At 73.1% G+C, this 22,231-nt stretch carries 19 protein-coding genes; 11 read left to right on the forward strand and 8 right to left on the reverse strand.

What is annotated here, in order from left to right; genetic code table 11:
* Positions 1-80: 80 nt before the first annotated feature.
* The 3 genes from AB0I21_RS21900 to AB0I21_RS21910 all read left to right on the forward strand — a co-directional run bounded on the left by AB0I21_RS21900 (position 81) and on the right by AB0I21_RS21910 (position 1,552).
* Positions 81-584: an EndoU domain-containing protein gene (locus AB0I21_RS21900; protein ID WP_360563637.1), complete on the forward strand. Its 504-nt coding sequence runs from the start codon at positions 81-83 to the stop codon at positions 582-584.
* Positions 585-613: 29 nt separating this feature from the next.
* Positions 614-1,027 carry a hypothetical protein gene (locus AB0I21_RS21905; RefSeq protein WP_360563639.1) on the forward strand — a complete coding sequence of 138 codons (414 nt, stop codon included), beginning with the start codon at positions 614-616 and terminating at the stop codon, positions 1,025-1,027.
* 276 nt (positions 1,028-1,303) lie between these two features.
* Positions 1,304-1,552 (forward strand): hypothetical protein, encoded by a 249-nt coding sequence (locus tag AB0I21_RS21910; RefSeq protein ID WP_360563640.1) that lies wholly within the window; start codon positions 1,304-1,306, stop codon positions 1,550-1,552.
* On the opposite strand, the gene AB0I21_RS21915 is transcribed toward AB0I21_RS21910, so the two are convergent.
* Positions 1,541-3,451 carry an ABC transporter ATP-binding protein gene (locus tag AB0I21_RS21915; protein WP_360563641.1) on the reverse strand — a complete coding sequence of 637 codons (1,911 nt, stop codon included), beginning with the start codon at positions 3,449-3,451 and terminating at the stop codon, positions 1,541-1,543. The two genes, AB0I21_RS21910 and AB0I21_RS21915, sit on opposite strands and share 12 nt — an antisense overlap.
* 281 nt (positions 3,452-3,732) lie before the next feature.
* On the reverse strand, positions 3,733-4,233 hold the full coding sequence (locus tag AB0I21_RS21920) for a YcxB family protein (RefSeq protein ID WP_354904311.1): 501 nt from the start codon (positions 4,231-4,233) through the stop codon (positions 3,733-3,735).
* Positions 4,234-4,435: 202 nt separating this feature from the next.
* Between AB0I21_RS21920 and AB0I21_RS21925 the strand changes: the two genes are divergently transcribed.
* From AB0I21_RS21925 to AB0I21_RS21940, 4 genes are all read left to right on the forward strand, one after another.
* The gene (locus AB0I21_RS21925) at positions 4,436-5,527 is read left to right on the forward strand and encodes an endoglucanase (protein WP_360563642.1); all 1,092 of its coding nucleotides are present in this window, start codon (positions 4,436-4,438) and stop codon (positions 5,525-5,527) included.
* A gap of 80 nt (positions 5,528-5,607) precedes the next feature.
* On the forward strand, positions 5,608-7,065 hold the full coding sequence (locus AB0I21_RS21930; RefSeq protein WP_360563644.1) for a hypothetical protein: 1,458 nt from the start codon (positions 5,608-5,610) through the stop codon (positions 7,063-7,065).
* Between the two features lie 98 nt (positions 7,066-7,163).
* Positions 7,164-8,324, forward strand: coding sequence for a helix-turn-helix domain-containing protein (locus AB0I21_RS21935; protein ID WP_344504482.1), 1,161 nt, complete (start codon positions 7,164-7,166; stop codon positions 8,322-8,324).
* 136 nt (positions 8,325-8,460) lie between these two features.
* Positions 8,461-9,495 carry a TerC family protein gene (locus AB0I21_RS21940; RefSeq protein ID WP_360563646.1) on the forward strand — a complete coding sequence of 345 codons (1,035 nt, stop codon included), beginning with the start codon at positions 8,461-8,463 and terminating at the stop codon, positions 9,493-9,495.
* On the opposite strand, the gene AB0I21_RS21945 is transcribed toward AB0I21_RS21940, so the two are convergent.
* A complete protein-coding gene (locus AB0I21_RS21945; RefSeq protein WP_360563648.1) occupies positions 9,381-9,989 on the reverse strand; it encodes a GNAT family protein in 609 nt (202 codons plus the stop codon). The two genes, AB0I21_RS21940 and AB0I21_RS21945, sit on opposite strands and share 115 nt — an antisense overlap.
* Positions 9,990-10,076: 87 nt before the next feature.
* Here AB0I21_RS21945 and AB0I21_RS21950 point away from each other — a divergent pair, with 87 nt between their 5' ends.
* Together AB0I21_RS21950 and AB0I21_RS21955 are read left to right on the forward strand one after the other, a co-directional pair.
* Complete coding sequence (locus AB0I21_RS21950; RefSeq protein WP_360563649.1) at positions 10,077-13,475, forward strand: DUF4132 domain-containing protein; 3,399 nt, start codon at positions 10,077-10,079, stop codon at positions 13,473-13,475.
* 136 nt (positions 13,476-13,611) lie between these two features.
* On the forward strand, positions 13,612-14,670 hold the full coding sequence (locus AB0I21_RS21955; RefSeq protein WP_360563651.1) for a Gfo/Idh/MocA family oxidoreductase: 1,059 nt from the start codon (positions 13,612-13,614) through the stop codon (positions 14,668-14,670).
* Positions 14,671-15,042: 372 nt separating this feature from the next.
* Here the strand turns inward: AB0I21_RS21955 and AB0I21_RS21960 are convergent, their stop codons facing one another.
* The 3 genes from AB0I21_RS21960 to AB0I21_RS21970 all read right to left on the reverse strand — a co-directional run bounded on the left by AB0I21_RS21960 (position 15,043) and on the right by AB0I21_RS21970 (position 17,003).
* Positions 15,043-15,807, reverse strand: a complete 765-nt coding sequence (locus AB0I21_RS21960) for a phosphatase PAP2 family protein (protein WP_360563653.1) — start codon at positions 15,805-15,807, stop codon at positions 15,043-15,045.
* Positions 15,808-15,837: 30 nt separating this feature from the next.
* Positions 15,838-16,260 (reverse strand): DUF3592 domain-containing protein, encoded by a 423-nt coding sequence (locus AB0I21_RS21965; RefSeq protein WP_360563655.1) that lies wholly within the window; start codon positions 16,258-16,260, stop codon positions 15,838-15,840.
* Positions 16,261-16,337: 77 nt separating this feature from the next.
* Positions 16,338-17,003, reverse strand: a complete 666-nt coding sequence (locus AB0I21_RS21970) for a macro domain-containing protein (protein WP_360563657.1) — start codon at positions 17,001-17,003, stop codon at positions 16,338-16,340.
* Positions 17,004-17,149: 146 nt separating this feature from the next.
* Between AB0I21_RS21970 and AB0I21_RS21975 the strand changes: the two genes are divergently transcribed.
* Positions 17,150-18,706 (forward strand): ADP-ribosyltransferase domain-containing protein, encoded by a 1,557-nt coding sequence (locus AB0I21_RS21975; RefSeq protein WP_360563658.1) that lies wholly within the window; start codon positions 17,150-17,152, stop codon positions 18,704-18,706.
* Between the two features lie 726 nt (positions 18,707-19,432).
* Positions 19,433-21,031, forward strand: a complete 1,599-nt coding sequence (locus tag AB0I21_RS21980; RefSeq protein WP_360563659.1) for an alkaline phosphatase D family protein — start codon at positions 19,433-19,435, stop codon at positions 21,029-21,031.
* Positions 21,032-21,126: 95 nt separating this feature from the next.
* Here the strand turns inward: AB0I21_RS21980 and AB0I21_RS21985 are convergent, their stop codons facing one another.
* Positions 21,127-21,756 (reverse strand): CPBP family glutamic-type intramembrane protease, encoded by a 630-nt coding sequence (locus AB0I21_RS21985; protein ID WP_360563660.1) that lies wholly within the window; start codon positions 21,754-21,756, stop codon positions 21,127-21,129.
* Entirely contained in the window at positions 21,756-22,223 is a 468-nt protein-coding gene (locus AB0I21_RS21990; protein ID WP_360563662.1) for a DUF4442 domain-containing protein, read from the reverse strand. The genes AB0I21_RS21985 and AB0I21_RS21990 overlap by 1 nt, the downstream gene beginning before the upstream one ends.
* Positions 22,224-22,231: the final 8 nt, after the last annotated feature.

A 22,231-nucleotide genomic window follows, 5' to 3' on the forward strand; every position in this document is an offset into this window, starting at 1 on the left:
CTTGCTGTGGAACCTCCTCACCCGATGTGGGCTGTCCCAGCCGCGTAGATCGCCCCTGTCGCCTTGAGTCCGACTACGCCATGAAGATCCTTAGACGCAGCCACGGCGGCCGCAGCAGCGGCGTCTTCCAGCCGGTCGAGAAGTGGCTGCGGGCGCGGCTGCGGCACCCCCGCTACCAGCACGTCTTCCGCGGGCACGTGGTGCGCAAGCCACACGGGCTGCGCGGCTCCGGCTACCACCACCGGCACAACGGCTGGAACCCGCCCGGCGCGCGGGTCCGCCGCGACGCGGACGGCATGGAGATCATCCTGGAGCGCAACCCGTCCGGCACCTACCGCGCCCGGGTCGACGTCCAGGCGGCCGACGGGACCTGGCACCCGAAGGACGGCTCCAGCACGTTCTTCCCCGACAACTGGCACCCCCAGCGCGTCGAGGACGCGATCAAGGACGCCTTCGCCAACCGCACGCCGCACCCCACCAACCCGCGCCGGTGGCGAGGGCAGTCCGACGGCCTGACGATCGAGGGCAGCTACGATAACTTCCCGACGACCAGCTCATGGAACTCGGCCTGGCCGCTCAATTAGGCCGATCGACGAAGACGGGTGTTTGTGCGATGCGCGACCGGGTCACCTTCAGCACCGGCGAATACGGGGTCCCGTCGGCGAAGACCGAGACCGGCCACTTCAACCTCCTCGCCGGCCAGCTGATCAGCGACATCATCCGGTACGCGCCAGACCTGCTGATGCTCCTGGACAAGATCGACCGGGTCCGCGCCGGCGAGTCGCCCGCCGAGGAGTACGAGGGCAACTCCTCGCTCTTCCTCGCCACCCCTGACGGCGTGCAGGTCTCCGACCTCGAGGAGGACGGCGACTCGGCCCTCTACACGTTCGACGAGACGCGCGCCGTGATCCTGCAGTACCTGGACTTCCTCGCCCCCTCGCCCGCGCAGAAGCAGGACGCCGTGTCCCGCTGGGAGGCCGAGGCGGGCCGCCCGTTCCCGGCCCGCGGCGAGCTCGGCCTGTCCTGAGCCACCCCGCCTGTGCACGTCGGACGGTGACCACGCCGTCGCGGGGAGTCGGCGTGTAACGCGGCGCGGGCCTCATCCGCATCTTCCGAAGCATTGATCGTTCGCTCCGGAAGGATCTCCCGTGCTCGATTCCACGCCCTTCCGGTGCGCCGTCGCGCCCGCCGACGGCGCCTGACGTTGCTCACCCCCCGGAAACGCCGGGCCGGCAGAGGTGCCACTGCCGGCCCGGCGCCGGAGCACGGCGACCCCGGTCCAGGACCGGCGAGGAGAGGTGCGGTGACCGACCCCGACATCCGATGGGTGCTGCTGTACCGGACGGCCGCCGAGTGGCGGTTCTCGGTGGGCGAGTCGCCTGAGAACGTGGCCAGCGGCGTCCTGCCGGACACCCCGCTGGACGCCCCGGTCGAGGCCGCCCAGCGCGACGTGCGGGCCCGTCTCGCGCACGGCTGGCCGTCCCCGGACACCCTGACCTGGCGGCAGACCAGCGCCGACTCCTGGGCGGCGGTGCCTTTGTCAGGCCCGTGATCCGGCGCCGCTCTTGGGTGCGCCGCCGTCCGGCATGGTGCCGTCGGGTGCTGTGGTATCGCCTGCGGTGCCGTCGGGTGTGGTCGCGAGGAAGCCGCCGGACTGGCGGGTCCACAGGTCGGCGTAGAGGCCGCCGCTGGCCAGGAGGTCCGCGTGGGTGCCCTGCTCGGCGACGCGGCCCTCGTCGAGGACCACGATCCGGTCCAGGTGGGCGATCGTCGACAGCCGGTGGGCGATCGCGATCACGGTGCGGCCGGCCATGACGGCGGCGAGGGTGTCGTGGATGGCGGCCTCGGCCTCGGAGTCCAGGGCGGACGTCGCCTCGTCCAGGACCAGGACCGGGGCGTCCCGGTAGAACGCGCGGGCCAGCGCGATCCGCTGCCGCTGGCCGCCGGACAGCCGCACGCCCCGCTCGCCGACGTGCGCGTCCAGGCCGGTCCGGCCGTCCGCGTCGCGGAGCGCGGCGACGAACGCGGTGGCGGCGGCGCGCCGTACCGCTGCCGCGATCCGCTCCTCGTCGCACGGGCCGGGTCCGGCGATGTTCTCCCGGACGGAGCGGTGCAGCAGCGTCGCCTCCTGGGCCACCATCGCGATCTGGTCCCGCAGGCTCTCCTGGGTGACGGCGGTGATGTCGGTGCCGTCGATCGTGATCGTGCCGGACTCCGCGTCGTGGAAGCGCAGCAGCAGCCCGACGAGCGTGGACTTGCCGGCGCCGGACCGGCCGACGACGCCGACCCGCTCGCCGGCCGCGATGTCGAGGCTGATCCGGTCGAGCCCGCCCGCTCCCCGGCCGTAGTGGTGGCTGACGTCGGTGAAGGCGATCGCGCCGCCGCGCACCTCGAGCCGGCCCGCGCCGGGCCGGTCGGCGACGGCCAGGGGCTGCGCCACCGTCCGCAGCGCCCGGCGCAGCACGCCGACCGCGCCGAAGAGCGCCGACACGGCGTCCAGCAGCCACTCGCCCATCGCGGTGATCCGGAAGCTGAGCGCCAGCGCCGCCGCGACCAGGCCGATGGGCGCGGCGCCGGTCCGCCACAGCGCGATGCCGTAGCCGGTGAGGCCGACCAGCAGCGCGCCGCCGAGCGCCAGCATGGTGCAGTTCATGGTGACCTCGACCCGCTGCAGGTCCAGGTGCGCCCGGCGGGCCCGCGCGAACACCCGGCGGTCGTGCTCGGTGCGGGCGCCCCGGCCGCCGAGCAGCGCGAGCGTGTCGACGTTGGCGTAGGAGTCGACGAGCAGCCCGGTCAGCTCCGACTCGGCGTCCTGGAGGCGCTCCGACGCGCGCCGGAACCGCGGCACCGCCCAGCGCATGAGCAGCGCGTACGCGACGATCCAGCCGGTAAGCGGCAGCAGCAGCCGGGCGTCGGTGCCGGCCATCAGCCACACCGAGCCCACGACGTACGCGACGACGTGCAGGAGGGTGTGGATCACCGAGTACGCGGCGGTGCTCGCCGCGTCGCCGCCGTCGCGGACCCAGGTGGCGATCCGCCCGGCGAGGTCGTCGCGGAACCAGCCGACCGACTGCCGCGACACGTGCCGGTGTGCCCGCCAGCGGGCGAGCGGCCGCGCGTTGGCCCGGAACGCGATGTCGTCCAGAGCCTCGCTGACGACGGTGAGCAGCGGCCAGACGACGAGCACGAACGCGGCGACGGCGAGCAGCTCCCCGCCGTGCGTGGCCCAGAACGTGTCCGGGCTGCCGGTGGCGAGCAGGTCGACCAGGCGCCCGGCGTAGCCGATGAGCCACACCTCGATCGCCGCGGACAGCAGCGTGCCGGCGGCGGCCGCGGCCACCACCGGTCGCAGCGGACGGAACTCCTCGAGGAGGAACCGCCGTACCCCGGCGGCGGGGGCGCGGTCGTCAAGCGGGAACGGGTCCGTGGGGTTCTCGAACAGACGGAACACGAAGCGCCTTTCGGGCGGGGGAGACGGACGGGAGGCCGGGGTGAGCGCCGGATGCCTGCATGACCGTTCTCCTCTTCGTGTGCCTGTGCCTGTCGGCCGAACCTATCGGTGCCCGCGCGGCACCGCACCTGATTATTCGTTCTGAAGGCACGCCGGAATGGCCCGCAGCGATGCGCGGCGGACCATTCCTTGCATTTCACGGAATTGCTACGTCATTCCAATGTTCAGATGGAGATGGAATAGACGTACACGCCGACTGTTCGGTCAGCGGACGCTGAATATCAGGGCCCGGCCGGTGGCAGGCTGCCGCGCGCCACCAGGAATTCGCGCAGCGACTGCTGCTGCTCGGCGGTCATGAACTGCTGGGGGATCACCGTGTAGGGGAGCCGGCCGGTGAACAGCACCCAGAAGCCGCGGTCCTCGGTGACCTTGGTGACGTCGTCCCAGTCGAGGCTGCCGCGCTCGGTGCCGCTGCGCATCGTCACCGTGTCGTCGTTGATGTCGTAGCCGCCGTCGACCGCGAGGCCGTCGAGGCGCCGGCGGGCGGAGCGGCGCGCCCAGAACGGAAACAGCATCGACAGCACGCCGACGATCAGGATGACGGTGAAGAACGGGCTCGCGTCGAAGTCCCGGCCGCCGATCGGCACCCACAGGCCGACCAGCCCGAAGGCGATCAGCCCGAAGCCGATGTAGCGGTACTTGCGCAGGTAGACGTCGCTGAGCACGGTGGCGACCCGGGCCGCGTACGCGGGGTCTGCCGGGACGTCGAATCGGATGTGCACCCGCGGAACGATACCGCGCTGCAACGCGCGTGCCGGCTTCGGCGTTCACGGGTGTCCACCGGTGTCCACCGGTGGCGCGGACATCGAGCGTGGGGCGGACACCTCAACGGCAACCGGTGGCGAACCGGGGGCGCTCCGCCCGCCCCGGAATCTTGTTCTGGTCAGGCCGCAGGGGCCCGGCGCAAGTACCTGGGGAGATCTTTTGACGTTCGCCACGCTGAACTCCGACCGTGTCCGTCGCGTCGTTCGCCGCCTGCTGCCGATCGGAGTGCTCGCCGCGGGTGTCCTCGCCGGCGCCGGCACCGGCACCGCCGCGTTCGCCGCGGACGCCACGGCCGCGGGCCCGCAGTGCACGGTGGACGCCAAGCTCGTCCCGACCTGCGGCGTGCTGTGGGGCGCGGCCGCCGGCGGCTTCTCCGACGTGCCCCGCGACCAGGCGCTGAAGACCTTCGAGCAGAAGACCGGCCGGACCGCCGCGATCTACCACACCTACCACAAGGGCAACGAGCTCTTCCCGACCAAGGACGAGGTCGCGATGACCGCCGACCCGGCACGGCCGCGCACCCTCATGCTCAACTGGAAGGTCGCGTACGGCTCGACGTGGGCGAAGGTCGCGGCCGGCGCGCAGGACGCCCGGATCGACCGCGAGGCCGCCTACCTGAAGGCCAACTTCACCAAGCCGTTCTTCCTGGTGCTGCACCACGAGCCGGAGAACGACGTCAACCCGAAGGCCGGCTCGGGCATGACCGCGAAGGACTTCGCCGCCATGTACCGGCACACGATCCTGCGGCTGCGCGCCGCCGGCGTCACCAACGCCGTCTCGACGATCGCCTACATGAACTACGAGAAGTGGAACAACTCCCCGTGGTGGGGCGACCTGTACCCGGGCGACGACGTGATCGACTGGATCGGCGTCGACTCGTACCTCAACGCGCAGCCGAACGGCTTCCACAGCGGCGACTTCACCTCGCTGATGAACCGCACCACCGGCAACCAGAAGTCGAAGTACCCCGGCTTCTACACCTGGGCCACCACGAAGCACCCCGGCAAGCCCGTCATGGTCGCCGAGTGGGGCGTGTACGACTCGTCCGCGAAGGTCAACGGCGCCAACAAGGCCAAGACGTTCGACACCGTGCTGAAGAACCTCGCGGCGATGCCGGCGATCAAGGGCCTCGTGTACTTCGAGACCGCCCGCGACCAGTCCGGCCACGACATCCGCGTCGACGACACCCCGCAGGCGCTGACCGCGTTCAAGCGCGTCGCCGCCGACCCGCGCTTCGACGTCAAGCTCTAGGTTTTCCACAACCGCCACGTTTTCCACAGCCGCCCCGGGCCTTCGGTCCGGGGCGGCCGGCGTTTTGGCAGACTGCCCCCATGAGCGACATGCCCAGCGGGATCGTCATCCCCACCGTCGACGGTGCGCCCAGCACGTCCGCACTCGGGCGGGGCGTCGTCGCCGACGCGCTGCGGTCGGTGGCGCCCGACTGGGCCCGCGAGGCGGAGACGACGAAGAACTGGCGCGGTGAATACCTGCGCCACTTCCACCGGCTCGTCGAGGCCGGGCTGCCGTCCCGCGAGGCCGCGCTGGCCATCGCCGGCGACGGGCTCTCGTCGTTGCGGTCGCGGATGCGGTACCGGGCTGCGCCGGACGCCGACGAGCAGCCCCTGGACAGCGCGTTCGACACGCCGGCCGGCGAGCCCCTGCGGACCGCCACCGTCGCCGGGACGGGCGAGGCACGGCGCTCGCTCGTCGTGCCGTATCGCGGCGAGCGGCTCGAAGGCGACCGCCTGCTCCGGCAGCTCGACGCGTGGGTGGCCGGCGGCGTCATCGAGCCGTCGTGCGCGGAGGCGGTGCGGACCGTCGCCGCCAACCCGTCGTGGCTCACCCTCGAAGGGCGACCCGTCGTGGTGCTGGGCGCCGGGGCGGAGATGGGGCCGCTGACGGCGCTGCTGCGCTGGGGCGCCGACGTCGTCGCCGTCGACCTGCCCCGCCCCGCGATCTGGCAGCGGCTCCTGGAGACCGCGCACCGCTCCGGCGGGCGCCTGCACGTGCCCGTCGCCCAGGAGGGCGCCGACCTGGCCCAGCACGCGGGCGCGGACCTCCTGCACGACCTGCGGCGGGTCGCGGACTGGCTCGGCGAGGTCGACGGCGCGCCCGTGCTCGGCAACTACGTCTACGCCGACGGCCCGCTGAATGTCCGGGTCGCGGTCGCCGTGGACGCGCTGACCGTGCGCCTGCGGCAGGCGCGGCCCGACCTCGCGCTCGCGTTCCTCGCCACGCCGACGGACGTGTTCGCCGTGCCGGACGACGCGGTCGACGAGTCCGGCCGGCGGTATGCGACAGCCAAGGGCATCGGGCGGCTGCGCGGGCCGCTGCGGGTCCTCAGCGGCGGGCGGCTGCTCGCGCCCAACTACCCGGGCACCCTCCCGGGCATCAACGACAGCCTGGTGCCGCAGCAGGGCCCCAACTACGCCCTCGCGAAGCGGCTCCAGCGGTGGCGGGCCGCGCACGCCCGGGCGGACGGCGCCACGGTGTCGCTGACCGTCGCGCCCGCGACCCGGACCCGCAGCGTCCTGAAGAACCGCCTGCTCGCCGCCGCCTACGCGGGCGCGCACCGCTTCGGCATCGAGATCTTCGAACCGGCGACGAGCAACACCCTCATGGCCGCGCTGCTCGTCCACGACCTGCACGTCCCGCCGTCGCCGGGGACACACCCGTGGCAGGACGAGGCGTTCGCGGCGGCGCACGGCGGGCTGTGGCGGCAGCCGTACGCACCGCGCAGCGCCCTCGGCATCGCCGTCCTCTTCGGCTTCGGCACCGCCCGCGGCTGAGACCGGCGCGCGGCGACCTGCCTTGTATCCGCCCGGTATGACGACGCGGCGGTTGTAGCCTGGTTGTCCGGGCTTTCGTACGTTTGGGTGGTGGCAGGGTGTCCGACCTCGAGCGGATCGCCGCCGCCGCGGCGGGCGACGCGGGCGGGCTGGACCCGTCGCTGCTCGGCGGGTTCCTGACCGCGGTCGTCGCCGCGACCGCCGACGGCCGGCGGCTGCGCCGCCGTGAGCTGGAGGCGTGCGCGGCGTCCGGGCGACGCGCGGCCGTGCAGGGCGTGGCGCTGCGCGCGCTGGTGGACCTGTACCTGTCGGCGGCGTGGCGGCTGTGGCGCGACGCGCCGGACGTGGCCGGCGGGGACGCCGCACGGGTCCGGGGCTCCGCCCTCGCCGTGCTGCGGGCCGCCGACGACGGCGTGGCCGCGCTGGTCGAGGGGTTCCAGCTCGCCCGGGCCGACGTCATCCGGCTCCAGGAGGCCGTCAAGCACGACGTCATGGAGGCGCTCCTCGCCGGCGGCCAGCAGGCGATCGAGGCGACCGGCCCCGCCGCCGACATCGGGCTCACGCTGTCCGGGCCGGTCGCGGTGCTGGTGGTCCGCCGGCCCTCGGGCTTCGGCGGGCCGGACACGGCCGCCATCCCCGGCCGCCTCGAGCGGGCGCTGCAGGGCCGCCACGGCGACGCGCAGCCGCTCGTGCTGATCCGCTCCGGCGAAGTGGTGTGCGTGTTCGCCGCGCCCGACGCCGCGGCGGTCGCCACGGTCCGTGACGTCGTCACCCGCGAGCTGGACCGGGCCGTCCGGGGCCCGGGGCGCGCCTGGCGGGGCGCGGTCAGCAGCCCCCGGATCGGGGCCTCGGCGGTGCGGACCAGCCACGACGAGGCGCGGTATGCCCTGGACCTCGCCGACCGGCTCCGCCTGGAGCAGCCCCTCGTCGACGCGCGGGACCTCACCATCTACCGGGTGCTGCTGCAGGACCTGCCGGCCGTCCACGACCTGGTCCGCAGCACCCTCACCCCGCTCACCCGGGCCCGCGGCGGCGCCGGCCACCTGGTCGAGACCCTCGACGCGTACTACTCGACCGGGTGCGTCGCGACCGAGACGGCGGCCCGGCTGAACCTGTCGGTGCGGGCCGTCACGTACCGGCTGGCGCGCGTGGCGGAGTTGATCGGGAGGGACCCGGCCGATCCCGCCGAGCGGCTCACCCTCCACGCGGCGGTCACGGCCGCGAGACTGCTCGACTGGCCGTCGACACCCCTCGACTAGCGGTCCTCAAGCCGCTCTTTCTTGCCGGTCGTCGGCAACGTTCACCCGGCCGAATGTCCTGCGGCCGACGCAGCGGGAGGCCCGGGTCGCGGGTGACGCTTGAACCCGGACAGCTTGCTATCTGGAGGGATGGTTCATGCTCGACGTACCGATCTGGCTGTGGGCGACGTTCGGCATCGGTGTCGTCGTCATGCTCGCGGTCGACCTGCTCGCCCACCGCAAGGAACACGTGATCGGCTTCCGCGAGGCCGCCAAGTGGAGCGCGGTGTGGGTGGCGCTGTCGCTGGCCTTCGCCGGCCTCGTCTGGGCCACCCTCGGCGCGGAGGCGGGCGTGGAGTTCACGACCGCGTGGCTGCTGGAGAAGAGCCTGTCGGTCGACAACCTCTTCGTGTTCGCGCTGATCTTCGGCTACTTCGCGGTGCCCAAGCAGTACCAGCACCGCGTCCTCTTCTACGGCGTCATCGGCGCCCTCATCTTCCGGGCGATCTTCATCGCGGCCGGCGTCGCGATCATCAGCAAGTTCACGGTCGTGCTGTTCGTCTTCGCGGCGATCCTGCTGTGGAGCGCGTACAAGCTGATGAAGGACGACGAGGACGACTACGACCCGAGCACCAACATCGCCGTGCGCCTGGTGCGCAAGGTGCTGCCGGTCCAGGACGAGTACTCCGGTGCGAAGTTCTTCGTCAAGCAGGGCGTGAAGTGGGTCGCCACCCCGATGCTCGTCGTCGTGGTCGCGATCGAGGCCGCCGACCTGGTCTTCGCCGTCGACAGCGTGCCGGCGGTGCTCGCGGTCAGCGACGACACGTTCATCGTCTACTCCTCCAACGCCTTCGCGATCCTCGGCCTGCGGGCGCTGTACTTCCTGCTCGCCGGGATGCTGGACCGCTTCCGGTACCTGTCGAAGGGGCTGGCGATCATCCTCGCCTTCATCGGCGTGAAGCTGGTCCTGCAGGCCGCGCACAAGACGATCAGCACCTCCGTGCCGGAGATCCCGTCACTGGTGAGCCTGGCGGTGGTCGTGACCGTGCTGGCGGGGTCGGTGCTGCTGAGCCTGCGTCACGCGCCGGAGCCGTCCGCTTCGCCTTCGGAGCCTTCTCTGGAGGGCGGGCCGGAGGGGCCGTCGCTGGAGAAGCCGTCGGACGCCAGGAGCGACCAGATCTCGAGGTCGTGACGGATCCCCTTGTACGGGTGAACCTCCCGCAGCACGCCGTCCCGGCGCATACCGAGGCGGCGTGCTACGGCGCTGCTGGCCGTGTTGTCCGTCCGGCAGCGCCACTCGACGCGGTGGATGCCGCGGGTGTGCACCGCCCAGTCGATGAGCACCCGCACCGCCATCGTGATGAGCCCCCGCTTCTGCCCGGCCGGCTCCAGCCAGCAGCCGATCTCGCAGGTGCCGGCCTGCGCGTCGAACGCGACGAACATCGTCCCGCCGACGAGCGTCCCGTCGAGCCAGATGCCGAACAGCCGGCCGGCGTCACGTGCGGCGAGGTCCGCGTACCGCTGCAGCGTCGCCCGTGCCGTCTCAAGATCCGTGCTGACCCCGGCCCACGGGATCCACGGGTCGACGGTCTGCCTGGCGCGGTCCATGTGGGCGAGGAACTCCCCGGCCTGCCACGGCTCCAGCGGCCGTAGCTGCGCTGCTTCGGTGAGGGCGACGCTGAACATGATCCCTACGCTATCGTCCCCCGATTTTTTGTCGGGGGGTGGCGTTATGGTGACGGCGTCGGGGGGTGCTTGATGTCTGTTCGCCAGTTGCTCGATGAAGCGTTGCCCGCGGTGCTCGGGCACGTCGAGACGCCTCCGGAGATCGCCGCCGCTCCCGCGTCCTCGCCGCTCAGGCTCGCGGTCGCCGTCGCCGTGCTCGCGCGGCGGCTCGACCGGTTTCCCGAGTCCGAGTTCGACGCCCTCGTCGACACCTGGGTGGCGGCCCACGGGGCCCGGCACGTGGCACGGGCGGTGGCCGAGCTCGCCGGCCTCTACGCCGGCGCGGGCCGCACGGGCGCGACGGCGTTCGTCACCTGGTCCACGCCCGCCGGCCCGCGCCAGGCGTTCCTCCGCGACGCCTGGGCACGGTTCGCCCTGCGGCTGCGGCCACACCTTCCCGCGCCACTCACGACCACCTCCACGCCGGCGGCGCCGCTCACGGCCGAGGCTGCGGCGGTGGTGGTGGATCTCGTCGCGCTGCGGTCCGATCCGCGGCCGCTGCGGCGGGTGACGGCCTCACTGCTCGCGCCGGCCGTGACGGCCTGGGTCGACGAGGACTGCGCGACCTTCGCCGCGGCCGGCGACGAGACGATGTGCCGGCTGCTGCTGCCGTCGGTCCGCAGCCTCGACCAGCTCGACGTGCTCCTGCGGGTCGTCGCGCCGCACTGGCTGTTCTGGGACGAGCCGACGATCTCCGGCCTGGCCGCGGCGATCGGCCCCGCCATCGAGCCGCACCTCACGCACTGGCTGCGCACCGAGCCGCTGACCGCCGACGCCGTCGCGTGGACGGCGGGGATTCTCGCCACGTTCCCGACCGATTCCGCGTTCGACACTCTGGTCTCGTGCTCCGGCGAGCGCCGGGTGCGTCCGGCCCTCGCCAAGGCGATCCAGCGCTTCCCCGACCGGGCCCTGCACCGCCTCGCCGAGGCCCCCGCCACACCGACGATCGACGTGCTGCTCGCCGCGCACGTCCGCGCCGACCCCGCCCGCGCCGCCCGCCTGCTGCCGGCCCTCAGCCCACCCGCCGCCGCCCGCGTCGGGGCGATGCTGCGCGTGGAGTCCGCACCGCCGGCCGCCGTCCCGCCGATCCTGGCCACCCCACCCTGGACCACCACCGCGCCTGCGGCCCCCGTCGTCCCCGGCCTGGTCTGCCCCGACCTGCCGGCCGTCCCCGGCGGCGGCCCCTGGGCCGCGGCGAGCGCCGACGCACTGCTGGACCGGGTCGGCCCCGACGTCGCGGCATGGATGGCAGGCTGGTTCGCCCGCTCGACACAGACCCGGCCCGTCGCCGAGCAGTGGCTGCGCCGCCACCCGGCCGAGGCCGCGTCCGCGCTGATCCCACCGGCGCTGGCCCGCCCCGGCACGGCCCGCCGCGCCGCCTCCGCCGCCCTGCGGTTCCTCGTCCGAAGTGGACACACCGCCACCGTCCTCGCCGCAGCCGACCGCTACGGCCCAGCCGCCCTCGCCGGCGTCCAGGCCCTGCTCGCCGCCGACCCGCTGCACCTGCTCCCCGCCCGCATCCCCACCACCCCCGCCTGGGCCGACGCGCTGCTCCTGCCCGCCCTCCGAGTCCGCTCCACCCAGCCCGCCGCCCCGCCCCACCCCGCTGATGCGGCCCTGCCCACCGATTCGGCCAGGCCCGTCGACGCGGTCGTGCCCACCGATTCGGCCAGGCCCGTCGACGCGGTCCTGCCTGCTGATCCGGTCCTGCCGGCCGATCCGGCTCCGCCTGCCAGTTCGGCACGGTCTGTCGACGCGGTTCTGCCCGTCGACCCGGCACGGTCCGACAACTCGATCCCGCCAGCCGCCCCGGCGCGGCCTGCCGACGCGGTGCTGCCTGCCGACGCGACCCGGCACTTCGTGACGATGCTGGCCATGTCGACCCTCGACGACCCGTACGCGGGGGTTGCCGTCGTCCGGCAGGTCTGCGACCCGGGGAGCCTGGCCGAGTTCGGCTGGTCGCTCTACCAGGGCTGGCGCGCCGCTGGCAGCCCCGCGTCGCAGCGGTGGGCGTTTACGGCGCTCGGACTCATCGGCGACGACTCGACGGCGGCGCGGCTGGCCCCGCTCGCGCTCGCCTGGCCCGCCGCGGGTGAGCTGACCAACGCCCGGGTCGCCGTCGACATCCTCACCTCCCTGAGCACCGCGCCCCCCGACCTCGACTCTCCAGCGGCCGGTCCGCCGACGGCCGGCGCGCCGAGCCTTGCCGGTCCGCCGACGGCCGGCCCGCCGAGCCTTGCCGGTCCGCCGGCGGGTGTCGGGGCGCTCGGCGCGCTGCGGCAGTTGGTTCGCATCGCGGGGAGCGCTCGCGGCAAGCTGAAGGAGCACGCCGTCCGCCGGGCCGCTGAGGCCGCGGCCACCGTCGGGCTCGGTGCGGAGGAGCTCGCGGACCGCCTTGTGCCGGATCTCGACCTCCCCGCCGACGGCGCACTGACCCTCGACTACGGCCCCCGGCGCTTCACCGTCCGTCTTGACGAACAACTCCGCCCGTATGTCCTCGAAGACGCCACCCACCACCGCGGCGACCAGAGCCGTGGCGAGCCGCGTCGCCGGGAGCTGCCGAAGCCCGGGGCGCACGATGATCCGATGCTGGCGCAGGCGGCGTACGCCCGGTTCGCCGAGCTGCGCAGGGACGCCCGCACCGTCGCCGCCGAGCAGACCCGCCGCCTGGAAGTCGCCATGGTCGATCAGCGGCGGTGGTCTGCCGCCGGCTTCCGCGACAGCATCGTCGCCCACCCGTTGCTGCGTGAGCTGGCCCGCCGCCTTGTCTGGGCGACGTTCTCCGCCACCGGCGACGGCCCGGGCGGGGCGTTCCTCGCCGCGTTCCGTATCGCTGAGGACCTCACGTTCGCCGGCGTCGGCGACGAGCCCTTCGCTCTTGCCGGTGACGCTGTGGTGGGGATCGTGCACCCGGTCACCCTGGGGGAAAGGCTGGGTGACTGGGCGCGGATGTTCGCCGACTACGAGATCGTTCAGCCGTTCGCTCAGCTGGGCCGCGCCGTACACCAGCCATCCGCCGAAACGGGAGCACGGGGCGATGGGGTCGCGGTCCTTCCCGGGGAGGACCTTGCCGTGCGGCTCGGTGTGGACGGGCGGACGACCGATGCGCGCCGGCTGTACGTCCTCGACAGGCGTGGCTGGGTCCGCGCACAGGCAGGCGACGGCGGGCGCATCCGGTCGGTGACGCGGCGGGTGCCAGGCGGCTGGCTGGTGGTGGTCGACCTGGAACCTGGCGTGTTCGTCGGCCGGTCCGACGGCAGCGGCGAGCAGACCGTGACGGTCCGTGTCTTGCACGACCATCCCGGAGGGCGGCGGCCGCCGGACGGGGGCGTCGCGCGCGCCGGGAATGCTGCCGGTGTGGCCTGCGCCGCGTGTGCGGCACCGGTCGGGTTCGACGCCGTCACGTACTCGGAAGTCGCCCGCGACCTGCAGGACCTCGTGACATGACCGCAAACCCGCGACCGCCGCGGTCGGGTGTCGTGCCGGTGGGCCGGCAGGTGGATCACGCGCCGCGCAAGGCCCGCTCAGGGCTCGGGCAGGGACCTCCGTATGTGCCGCGGCGGGGTAGGGGAGACTTCAGGGCATGAACGACACCACCTTGCGCGTCGGGCTGGTCGGGTACGGCACGGCCGGCGCGGCGTTCCACGCACCACTGATCAGCACGACGCCCGGGCTGGCCCTGAGCGCGGTCGTCACCGCCAACCCGGAGCGCCGCCGCGCCGCGGCTGAGGCGTACCCCGGAGCGACGCTGCTGGCGGCGGCCGAGGAGCTGTGGGCGGCGGCCGGCGAGCTCGACGTGGTGGTGGTCGCCTCGCCGAACCGGACCCACGCACCGCTGGCCCGGGCGGCGCTGGAGGCAGGGCTGCCCGTGGTGGTCGACAAGCCGCTGACCGCGACCGCCGCTGAGGGTGAGGCGCTGGTGCGGCTCGCGGCCGAGCGGGGGCTGCTGCTCAGCGTGTACCAGAACCGGCGCTGGGACGGGGACTTCCTCACGGCCCGGCGGCTGGTGGAGTCCGGGGCGCTCGGCAGGGTGCTGCGGTTCGAGTCGAGGTTCGAGCGGTGGCGGCCGGTGCCGAAGGGTGGCTGGCGGGAGAGCGCCGACCCCGCCGAGGCCGGTGGGCTCCTGTACGACCTCGGCAGCCACCTCGTCGACCAGGCCCTGCAGCTGCTGGGTCCGGCGACCGAGGTGTACGCGGAGGTGCACACCCGCCGCGCCGGCATCGAGGTCGACGACGACGTGTTCGTGGCGCTGCGGCACGAGGGCGACGCCCGGTCGCACCTGTGGATGAGCGCGCTCGCCGCTTCGCCGGGGCCGCGGCTGCGGGTGCTGGGTGACCGCGGGGCGTACACGAAACACGGCATGGACGTGCAGGAGGACGCGCTGCGGGCGGGCCGTCTGCCGACGGAACCCGGCTGGGGCGAGGACGACCCCGCCCGCCACGGCGTGCTCACCGTCGACGGGCAGGACCAGCCGGTGGCGACCGAGCCGGGCGCGTACCAGCGCTTCTACGAGGGCCTCGTCCTCGCCCTCCGCGACGGCGCGCCGCCGCCGGTCGACCCCGCCGGCTCGATCGCGACACTCGCCGTGCTGGAGGCCGCCCGCCGCTCCGCCGACGACCGCCAGGTGGTGAAGCTGGCCTGACCCGCCCCGTGCCGCTTCTCCGTGGCGACCCTGACGCAGGCCGGCACCGCACCCAGCCTGCGGTCCGCGGACGCCACGAAGGCGGGGTGGGCTGGAGGGTGCGGTCCGTGGGCGGTGGGTTGCAGGGGTGCGGTCCGCGGACGCCACGAAGGCGGGGTGGGCTGGAGGGTGCGGTCCGTGGGCGGTGGGTTGCAGGGGTGCGGTCCGCGGACGCCACGAAGGCGGGGTGGGCTGAAGGGTGCGGTCCATGGGCGGTGAGTTGCAGGGGTGCGTCCGTGGGCGCCACGGAGTGCCGGATGGGTTGCAGGGTGTGGCCCGTGGGCGCCGCGAAGGGCCGGGTCCGTTGAAGGGTGCGGTCCGCGGCGGCGGGCGTCAGGTCGCGGCGGGGCCCGCCGGTCCCGGTCGGACGGGTCGCGGGGGTGCCGCCGTCGTGAGCGGGCCGGTGGTGGACTCGCGCTGGCGAGGCACGGCGGAGCGGCCGCCCGGGTTCCAGGGCACGGTCTTGTCGAGGATGCCGCGGGCCATGATGTACAGGCAGGCCGCCCCGTTGACGAACGACGCGACGACGTCACTCGGGTGGTGCATCCCGCGGTACATCCGCGTCAACGCCACACCGAGCGGGATGGCGACCAGCGCCCACGCGGCGGCCCGGGTGAAGGGGCGGGTGGCGGCGCGGGCCAGCAGGAACGCCAGTCCACAGTAGAGCGCGACGGCGGCGGACGTGTGCCCCGACGGGAAGCTCGACGTGGGCAGCGAGCCGTCCATGCGCTCCACCGCCGGCCGCTGCCGGTGGATCGCGAGGGTCGTGAACAGGAACACCGCCGCCTGGGCGCTCACGGCCGCGCACAGGAACAGTGGCTCGCGCCAGCGGCGCAGGAGAAGGACCAGGACGGTCGCGGCGACCGCCGTGACGGCGATGATGGCCGGTGTACTGGCGATGGTGCTGAACACGAGCGAGACGTCCGTGCGCGGGCCGGTGCGCTCCGCCGCCAAGGCACGGTTGACGCCGTCCTCGACGGTCAGCGGCCACACGCCGGGTAGCGCTCTCGTCACGAGGAGTCCGAGTCCGACGAGCAACCCGTACAGGAGCAGCACCGGCAACAGGAGACGGACGGCGACGAGTGACGCGAGGCGCATGCCGGTGCTGGTACCCGTCGATGCCGCCCGCTACTCGCTGAGCATGACGACCAGGCCGATCAGGCCTGCGATCGTGACGACGGCACCGAGGACGGCGCTGAGCATGTTCAGGCCTTTGCCGGTGCCCAGGTTCGCCTCGAGCTTGGCGACGTGCGGGGCCTTGGGGTCGTAGAGGACGGCGACCGGTGTGCCGGGCCGGAAGCGGGGCGGGTTCGCCCCGACCGGGTCCGTCGCGCGCATGGGCCGGCCTTCGCGGGTGTGGTACTGGAAGACGGGCATCCCCAGCTGGACCCCGCTGGCGGTGAGGACGGACTCCCAGCTGACGTCGACGACGACGCCGGGCACGCGGACCGCACGGGCCAGGAACCGCCGGTCGCTGCCCGAGGAGCGGACCCCCTTGACGAGGTGCACCACCCCGACGAGCAGCATCACCACGAACCCCACCATCACCATGTGCGACCACCCTCGGACCGGGCCCCGCTCGACGAGGGCAGCGTGACCCGGGCCGCGTGCAGTTCTCGTGCAAGCGCCTATCGGCGCTGCGGCGGGGTGATCCGGACCCGCTCCTGCTCCGGGCGGCGCTCGATGTCGTCCAGCTGGGCGCTGACCGTGGCGCGCAGCTCGTCGTAGTCGTCGAACGAGTAGTCGCCGAACAGCGTGTAGCCGGCCCACATCAGGTTGGCGCACACCTGCGGCGGCACCTTGCCCGTGGCCGCGCCCATGCCGACGAGCGCTACCGACGTGATGCTGCCGGGCTCGGCCGCGTTCTGCATGTGGATCGCCTGGAACGCCGCCGCGCACGCGAGGGCCACGTTGAGCGTCTCGCGGACGTTCTGCACCGACTGCGTCATCGTCGGGGTGGAGATGAGGAACCTGGGGGTGGCGGCGCCGGACGGGACACACACCGCGCTGCCGATCGGCAACGTGCCGGCGAACCCGTCGCGGATGGCCCGCTGCACCCGCAGCTGGATGCCGGCGCCGAGGTGCCGCTTGACGACGGCGTCGACGCCGCCGTCCATACTGCCCTGCGAGTTTGTCGGGCTGACCCAGGCGTCGACCCGCTGGTTGAGGATCGAGCCCTTGACGATCTCGACTTCGGGATTGTCCTGGAACGCCGACCGCCAGGCCTGCACGACCTTGGCGTTGACGTCGCTGAGGACCACCTTGAGCTGCGTGTTGGTGGCGCTTTCGGGCATGGCTCGCTCCGATCGGACTTCGGCTGTGGCTTCGGTTTCCGCCGGGACCGTACCGGGTGCGCTTCGGCGGAAAAAATGTCAGAGGTCGGTGTTAGTCTCCGGGCGTTTTCGGGGCCTGGCCCCATCGACGGCGACCTGGGGGCATCATGAGCGACGACGAGTTGGGCCTTGCCGAGCTGTTCAGCGGCGGCGGCGAGCCGTGGCTGCCGCTGCTGAAGCCGGTCATCGAGGCGCAGCCGGCCGCGGCCTCGTTCATCGGCCCGGGCCGCAGCCCGAAGGTCGTGCCCGTGCGGGAGCTGACGTTCCAGGCGCTGAAGCCCAACCCTCCGCACAAGTGGAAGGTCGTCGTCTTCGGGCAGAATCCTTACCCACGGCCGGAGAGCGCCACCGGCATCGCCATGTTCGACAACACGTTCCACGACTGGGACGACAGCCAGTTCGGCAAGGTCATCTCCATCCGCTGCATCATCAAGGCAGCGGCGATGTGGAAGCACGGCATCCCGAAGAAGACCCCGATCGCCGACATCCGCAAGCTGCTGCGCGAGCACGACACCGTGCAGCCGCCCGAGTGGTTCCAGGCGATGCTCACCCAGGGCGTCCTGCTGCTCAACGCGTCCCTGACCGCGAGCAGCGACGGCGCGATGGCCACCGACCAGCACACCGCGTTCTGGCGTCCCGTCGTCGAGCGGCTCGTCGAGGAGATCCTCAAGGCCAAGCAGGACGCCGACGAGCCCGACCGCAGCGTCGTCTTCGCCTGGTGGGGCGCGCACGCCCGCAGCCTGAAGAGCGTCGTGCAGCGCCTCGAGAAGCGCTACCCGGGCGTGCGGGTCCGCCACATCGACCACGCCAACCCGGCCGCCCAGGGCGACATCTTCTGCGACGGCGAGCACTTCGCCACCGTCAACGCGGCGCTCGACGACCTCGGCGCCGACGAGGTCGACTGGCTGCCGAGCAAGGGGTGGAATGCGTCGGCCGCCGCCGCCGACCGCATGGGTGCCTTCATCGCGTCCACAATGGAGCTGCACCAGCTCTACCTGGAGCGGCTCGCCAGCGTCAAGGACGAGGGCCTCGCCCTCCCCGCCATCACCGGCGTCTTCGACACGCCGCTCATGGACTTCCGCGAGGCGATCGCCCCCGCCGCGAAGGTCCTCGCCGGCCTCGACTGGCACGTCGAGCAGTCGCACCAGTTCGGCACGTCCCGCGCCGACACCGACGGCCTGTCCGCCGACGAGGTCGCCGCCCTCTACCTGTACACCTGCGAGTCCGCCTTCTACCGGCAGATCAACGCCAGCCTGCGCAGCCCCGACCGCTCCCGTGTCGTGCCCTACCTGCCGTATCTGCGCCTGCTGTTCTCCGCCGTCTCGCGCCTGCCCGCCCGCACCGAGCCCCTGTGGCGCGGCGTGTCGATGGACCTGCGCGCGCAGTACCCGGCCGGCCAGACCGTCACCTGGTGGGGCGTCTCCTCATGTACGTCGAAGCTCAGCGTCGCCGAGTCGTTCCTGGGCCGCCGCGGCAAGCGCACCCTCTTCGAGGTCCACCCCACCCGCGCCGTCGGCATCCGCCGGTTCTCCGCCTTCACCGGCGAGGAGGAGTTCATCCTGACCCCGGGCACGCAACTCCAGGTGACCGACGTGCACGCGGACCGCGGCGGCCTGTGCACCATCCGCCTGACCGAGCTCGCAAACCAGCACCAGGTCAGCTGACCCCCGGGCCCTCCCGCCCCACGCGACTCGGGCGGCGCGGCCTGGGGTGTGGCTTGAGCGGCACGACTTGAGCGGTGCGGCACGGCGTGAGCGGGTGCGGCCTGCGCGGCGGGGTGTGCCTTGAAGGGAGGCGGTCTGCGCGGCACGACTTGAGCGGTGCGACTTGAGCGGTGCGACCTGAGCGGTGCGGCATTGGCGGCGCGGTGCGGCTTGGGTCAGCGCGGCGCATTGCGGTCCTGAGCGGTGTTGTTCCTGGACGGTGCGGCTTGAGCGGTGCGGGGCGGTCTGGTCGGTGTGGCCTGGGCGGCACGGTCCTGAGTGTTGTGGCTGGGGCAGTGTGGCCTGGGTGGTGTGGTTTGGGCGGCGTGGCTTGGGTGGCGCGGTTCTGAGTGGTGTCGCCTGGGCGGGTCCGGTCTGGGCGATGTAGCCAGGGACGGCGGGCGCATGGTTCGGGTCGCGTCTGCTGTCCCTGGCGCCGCGCTGGGTGTGAGGTTCGCGCACGACACCGGACCGGCCAAGTTCCCCCGGAGCGGCGCCGGACATTCGCGGGGATGGTCATGAGGTGGCCATGTCGGGGCTTGGCTGGAACGTCGATCGCAGCGAGTCGACGCTGCGGGCGGCGGGGTGGTTCGGAACGTGTGGCTGGCGTTCGTCCGGTGTTTCGGAAGGCGTTGGCGGGGTGGCGCAGAGTGGGGCGACGGGCGGATCCAACTCTGGGGAGGGTTCATGGTCACTCGGCGTCAGGTGCTCACCACGACGGCGGTCTCGGCCGGGGCGGTGGTGTTGCCGTTGACGGCGGCGGACCCGGCCGTGGCGCACGGTGGGTCGTTGCCGGGGCACGCGGGGGTGTTCGCGCTGGGGGTGGCGAGCGGCGATCCGCTGCCCGACGGGGTGATCCTGTGGACCCGGCTGCTGCGGGCGGCAGGGCCGCCGGCGGCGCGGCCGGTCAGGGTCGACTGGCAGGTGGCGTCGGACGAGCGGTTCCGTGATGTGGTGCGGTCGGGGCACACGGTCGCCGTGCCGCAGTTGGGGCATTCGGTGCACGTGGACGCCCGGGGGTTGCGGCCGGGGCGTGAGTACTTCTACCGGTTCCGGGCGCTGGGGGAGCTGAGCCCGGTCGGGCGGACGAAGACCGCGCCGGCGCCGTCGGCGGACCGGGGTGGGCTGCGGTTCGGGATCGTCAACTGCCAGGACTTCCAGAACGGCTACTGGCCGGCCTACGCGGGGCTGGCCGCCGAGGACTTCGACGTGGTGCTGCACCTCGGGGACTACATCTATGAGTACGACCCGCACAGCGCGTACGCGGACCGGCAGCACACGACGCCGGCCACGCCCGGGCTCGACCAGCTGCGGACGCTCGACGACTACCGGGCCCGGCACGCGCAGTACAAGAGTGACCCGCTGCTGCAGGCGGCGCATGCCGCGTTCCCGTGGATCGTGACGTGGGACGACCACGAGACGGAGAACAACTACGCGTCGCTGACGGACGAGATCGACGACACGGGCGGGCAGCACCAGTCGCCGGAGGTGTTCGCGCGGCAGCGGGCGGCGGCGTACCAGGCGTACTACGAGCACATGCCGATCCGGGCGAACCTGAAGCCCGGCAGCGCCGACCTGCGGATCTTCCGGCGGTTCGACTTCGGGCGGCTGGCGCGGATCAACGTGCTCGACACGCGGCAGTACCGCACGGACCAGCCGGGCGGGTTCCCGGGCGACTTCGGGCTGCCGGGGGCGGGGACCGCGAACACGGGCGGGACGCTGACGGGTGAGGACCAGGAGCGGTGGCTGGCCAGGGGGCTGGACCACTCGCCGGCGCGGTGGAACGTCATCGCCCAGCAGGTCATGATGAGCCGCGTCAAGTTCCCGAACCCGACCGGCGGGGTGCCGCCGATCGTGGCGAACCTCGACCAGTGGGACGGGTACGCCCCGCAGCGCGACCGGCTGCTGCGGCACCTCGTCGACGCGAAGGTCGCCAACCCGGTCGTGCTCGCCGGTGACATCCACTCGACCTGGCTCAGCGAGCTCAAGCTGGACTTCGACCGGCCCGAGCAGCCGTCGGTGGCGGTCGAGCTGACCGCGACGTCGATCAGCTCGGACTTCCCGATCGCGTTCGACGGGCCGCTCAAGGCGGTCAACCCGGCGCTCAACCCGCACGTGCGCTACTTCGACGGTTCGAAGCGTGGCTACCTGCGGTGTGAGCTCGACCGGTACGGCTGGCGCACCGACGCCCGCACGGTGGACACGATCGCGAGCCGGACGGCACCGGTGAGCACCAGCGCGTCGTACGTCATCGAGGCCGGCACCTCGACCCTGCAGAAGGCCTGACCCGAGGGCCTGTCATGGAGGCCTGACCCGAGGGCCTGTCATGGAGGCCTGACGCAAATGGGCCACAAGGCATGGCGCGTGACCGGGAGGACCGGTCACGCGCCGTGGTAGAAGAAGCCGCCCAGGCCGACGGTGAAGGTGAGCAGGGCGTAGGCGGCGTGCTCGACGGAGACCACGAACAGGGAGCGGGTCTGCTGGTAGCGGCGGGCGAACAGCCAGCCACCCGCCAGGGTCAGCACGACCGCGAGGACGTTGCCGAAGATGATGTGCGCGAAGCCGAACGCGAGCGCGCCGGCGAGCGCGGCGGCGGCCGGTGAGGGGAACAGCGGTGCGTACCGGTGCAGCAGGAACGCCCGGTAGAGCAGCTCCTGCGGGTAGACGGAGGCGAGCGGGTAGAACACGACGATCGCGGCCCACAGCAGCGGCCGCTCGCGGGGCAGGTCGAACAGCCGGTCCGGGGCGAGCCACGCGACCAGGCCGGTCATCGCCACGGCGGTCGCGCACCAGAGCGCCAGCATCGGCCGCCAGACGTCCCGGGCCGGCAGCGCGCCGGGGCGCCACAGGTCGCGGCGGTCGAAGCCGGGCTGCCGCCGCAGGTAGAGCACGGCGACGACGGCGAGCAGCACCAGGACGGGGATCGGGCCGCCGGGCGGTGCCGCCACGGCGTACACCGCGATGAGCACGAAGAACACGAGCCCGAACTCGGCGGCGAGCCGGACCCGCATCAGGCGGCGCCAGGGGCACGGCGGACGCTCCAGTCGAAGGTGCCCTGGCACACCACGACGCCGGCCTCGTCGGTGATGTCGGCGGTGGTGGCGATCCGGACCCGGTTGGCGACGCCGATGAACACCTCGGCGAGGGTCTCGCGGGCGTCGGGGTCGAGCCGGCAGGTGGCGGTCAGGTGCCCGCGGGCCGGCGCGAGGAAGCGCATGGTCGCGGCGGCGCCGAGCGGGAGGACGCCCTGGACCGCGTCGGGGGTCGGGCACGCGGAGATGATCGCGGCGAGGCCGGCCGCGTCGGCAAGGGTGACGAGGCCGCTGGAGTGCAGCGAGCCGATGACGTTGGCGAGGGCCGGCGGCGCCGTCACCGTGACCACGCCGACGCCGTTGACGGCGCGCACGACCTCGAGTCCCACGGTGCGGTGCGCCGGGATGGGGTCCAGCAGCGACCTGGCCAGCGCGGTGGCGTCCATTCCGCGAC

The organism is Dactylosporangium sp. NPDC050588 (assembly GCF_040654975.1).
Classification (GTDB): domain Bacteria; phylum Actinomycetota; class Actinomycetes; order Mycobacteriales; family Micromonosporaceae; genus Dactylosporangium; species Dactylosporangium maewongense.

Excerpts from the sequence above, each read along its gene's own strand:
- AB0I21_RS21900 (WP_360563637.1), top strand. The coding sequence starts at position 81 with ATGAAGATCCTTAGACGCAGCCACGGCGGCCGCAGCAGCGGCGTCTTC.
- AB0I21_RS21905 (WP_360563639.1), top strand. The coding sequence starts at position 614 with ATGCGCGACCGGGTCACCTTCAGCACCGGCGAATACGGGGTCCCGTCG.
- AB0I21_RS21930 (WP_360563644.1), top strand. The coding sequence starts at position 5,608 with ATGAGCGACATGCCCAGCGGGATCGTCATCCCCACCGTCGACGGTGCG.
- AB0I21_RS21940 (WP_360563646.1), top strand. The coding sequence starts at position 8,461 with ATGCTCGACGTACCGATCTGGCTGTGGGCGACGTTCGGCATCGGTGTC.
- AB0I21_RS21945 (WP_360563648.1), bottom strand. The coding sequence starts at position 9,989 with ATGTTCAGCGTCGCCCTCACCGAAGCAGCGCAGCTACGGCCGCTGGAG.
- AB0I21_RS21955 (WP_360563651.1), top strand. The coding sequence starts at position 13,612 with ATGAACGACACCACCTTGCGCGTCGGGCTGGTCGGGTACGGCACGGCC.
- AB0I21_RS21960 (WP_360563653.1), bottom strand. The coding sequence starts at position 15,807 with ATGCGCCTCGCGTCACTCGTCGCCGTCCGTCTCCTGTTGCCGGTGCTG.
- AB0I21_RS21965 (WP_360563655.1), bottom strand. The coding sequence starts at position 16,260 with ATGGTGATGGTGGGGTTCGTGGTGATGCTGCTCGTCGGGGTGGTGCAC.
- AB0I21_RS21970 (WP_360563657.1), bottom strand. The coding sequence starts at position 17,003 with ATGCCCGAAAGCGCCACCAACACGCAGCTCAAGGTGGTCCTCAGCGAC.
- AB0I21_RS21975 (WP_360563658.1), top strand. The coding sequence starts at position 17,150 with ATGAGCGACGACGAGTTGGGCCTTGCCGAGCTGTTCAGCGGCGGCGGC.
- AB0I21_RS21980 (WP_360563659.1), top strand. The coding sequence starts at position 19,433 with ATGGTCACTCGGCGTCAGGTGCTCACCACGACGGCGGTCTCGGCCGGG.
- AB0I21_RS21985 (WP_360563660.1), bottom strand. The coding sequence starts at position 21,756 with ATGCGGGTCCGGCTCGCCGCCGAGTTCGGGCTCGTGTTCTTCGTGCTC.
- AB0I21_RS21990 (WP_360563662.1), bottom strand. The coding sequence starts at position 22,223 with ATGGACGCCACCGCGCTGGCCAGGTCGCTGCTGGACCCCATCCCGGCG.